The sequence below is a fragment of the Lutibacter sp. genome, assembly GCF_041562875.1.
Classification (GTDB): domain Bacteria; phylum Bacteroidota; class Bacteroidia; order Flavobacteriales; family Flavobacteriaceae; genus Lutibacter.
Genome location: NZ_JBFFOE010000166.1, coordinates 1 through 3,104, shown reverse-complemented (window position 1 = coordinate 3,104; position 3,104 = coordinate 1). Strand labels below are relative to the sequence as shown.

Here is a 3,104-nt window from a genome sequence, read left to right as displayed (position 1 = left end):
TTCATAAAAATGTGAACTCCTTCAATTAAAGTAACTTCTTCCAGCGTTTTTAAACGTGGTTGAAATGTTAAAACAAACCTTTCTTTATATTCTCCTGCTTCTAAATTTATTTCAAAAGTTTGGTTGGTAATATTATAAGTTTCACCAGTTAAATTATCTAAAATATAAATGGAAGTGTTTTCAGCTACATTTTCAAGTGCATCCACTTTAATTTTCATAGCTCCTCCTTCTTTAGTTTCTATTCCTAACGGAATTTCTTTATCTAAACTAAGGGAGTTAGTTGCTTGAATAACATACTTTTTAGAGTCAATCATCCAATACATATCATCGCTAATAATTTCATATATTTCAGCTTCATAACCCCAATCAACAGCATCGGATGTGTTTTCATCAATGGTTAATAATAACTGACGGTGATTAATTGCAGGAGCATCAAAACCTATTCTGAATTTTGGCCTTAAATCAGTTCTATTTGCTGTTACTATATTAGATTTTGCAGTGCTATTTTTCATAAAAATAGAATTTCCTGAAGATTCTTTTTCAAAAATACGTTGCCCATTGTTAAATTGAATGTTTCCACCTGTTAAGCTTCCTTCAACAAAAAAAGATTGACCTACAGGTACATAACGTTCTGGAGCTCCTTTTGCAGTGATACCTAAAGTACTTACACCAGCAGGTACGTTTGATGATGCAGGCACACCACTTGCTTTAGTTAAAATTGCATAACCACCTTGATAATCTCTTAAATTATGTGTATCTCCACCGTAATGTTCCCAAAAAATAAGCCTACCGCCATTTCCTAACGAAGCTGTCCCTGTTGGGCCATTATCATCTATAAATTGATAAGCATCTATGGCTGAAGCGTATGGATTTCCCACTAAATATTCATTATTTGCACTAACAGGTAAATTAAAAGTTCCATTATTAGGTTTACCTACAAACGCATAATTTTGTTCCGCTGCGCTGGTATTGGACCCTTTCATGGTATATCCTTCACCTACCAATAATTCTCCGGTATTGCCAACACGAGCCCAAGCACTATAACCCAATCCAGAATTTCTTAATACATACATCCAATAAGCACTTAATTTAATAGGTGAAGTTGTAGCACCATCTGCATAAGCATAAGCATTTGCAGCACCAAAATCAATATTTTGAAGAATGATTGGATCGGTTCCATCTTTTAAAACCTCACCAATGGTAAATTTAGTTCCTCTTGAATTAACTGGAGAACTCCAATAATTGTATCTAAAGCTATTTCCTGTTCCTTGTTGATCACGTTCTATGATACCTGTACTTGCAGCATCTAAATCACTATCAGTAGTTTGTATTAACTGTGATTCTCCTTGTAAATCTATAACACCATCTAATTTTAAATAATGGGTAACTGTTAGTCCGTTTCCTGTGCCAGCAGTATTATCTCCATCCATTGTTAATTTAGTATCTATTGCATCTACCGTAGTTGATTGTATGTTTAAACCTAATACTTTAATATCTCTGCTACCTGAAGTTAAAACAGTATTATCAGAAATTTCAACAATATTCCAATCTACTGGTGTAATTCCATCAACAATAGATAAACTGTTTGGAATACTTTGAACGGAATTATTAAGCCATGTTGCCGGAGTATCCCAAGCACCATCAGTAGTTGATTTGTATGGTAATGGTGCAGTTTGGTAATCAACCGTATTTAAATTCCTTAAAGCTCCTTGATTTCCATTGCCAGACATATCATTTGTATTGGTATACGTATATACAGACATTGGATAATACCCTGCTAAGCTAGACCAAGGAATTGCGCTTATTTCATTTTTTGTTATAGAAGCTGGAATTACATAACCTTTTATTAATGGTAATGGATTTAATCCTGTTGTAATACTTTTATCTATAAGTTCCTGATTCATTATATAACGTAATTGATCAATAGATAAAGCTACATTCCAAACTCTTACTTCATCAATATTTCCTTCAAAAAATGCTGTTGGTGTATTTTTTCCTGCAGCAGCTATAAAAAAGGATTGTGTTGTATCAACTGGAGCTGATAAAGATGCTGTTTTATCTAAAACTCCATCAATATAAAGATTTACACTACCTCCGTTATAAATAACAGCTACTTGATGCCATTCATCTATTGGGATTATAGTTGTTGAAGTTATATTTTGGGCTCCTGAAACACCCCATGACATTTCTACTTGACCAGAACCATTAATCTTAAAATCATATCCTTCAGTGTAACTAGCATCTCTTTTTGAAAGGATTGATTTATTGACTGAACCTACTCCTCTTTTTATCCAAGCTGATACTGTAAATTCTGAGGTATTTAAATCTAAAGCATCTTCCATATCTACATAATCTACAACACCATCAAAATAAATTGAACGTTCAACGATCGTTTCAGGAGCATACCCAAAAGTGATGTATTTAGTACTATCGAAATCATAGTCTGTGTAAAGATTTCCAGCTACTTCTGTCATAACCCTATAATCTGCTGTTGGATCAAAAATATCCGTATCAGAAATAAACATTAGATAACTTCCTGGAGGATTTATATTTCTAACTGCATTTTTTGGGATAGAAATTTTTACTTTTGAAACATCTCCTCCTGTTTCTACAACTTTCCAAATCCGTTGCATTCCTGTAAAGGTAACAGGTGTTGATAATCCTGCAATTCCGTCGCTCATGTCTACATTAATAGTTGTTGCAGTAAGGCTTAAGTCTAAGCCATTATTCCCCCAAACTAAAAATTGTTTATTCCCTAATGTATTAGATGAATTTGTTAATATATTTTCACTATTTGTAGTATAAATGTCTGCTAAACCTATTGTTAAAATACCTTCTATAGGTCCTGTTGCGTCTGTTGCATTATTAATACTGCTAGATTGTTTTTGATTTAATGCTGAAACATCATCTCTTCCTATACCTGCAATATCATAGTTATAACCTGCATTTGAAGTATGATCCCAAATTAATGCACCATCAGAATTAACGTAATCTTTTGTTGTTCCTATACCTGCATCAGCTAACGTAATTCCATATTTAATAGCTAAATAACTTTCTATTTTATTACGTTCACTTGTGTCATCTTTACGAGATGAGTACGTAAT

General features: G+C 33.2%; 1 protein-coding gene. It reads right to left on the bottom strand.

From position 1 onward, the window contains the following. Nucleotides 1-3,104, bottom strand: a 3,104-nt coding sequence (locus ABY863_RS13240; protein WP_372795608.1) for a LamG domain-containing protein, incomplete at both ends; no start/stop codon positions are given.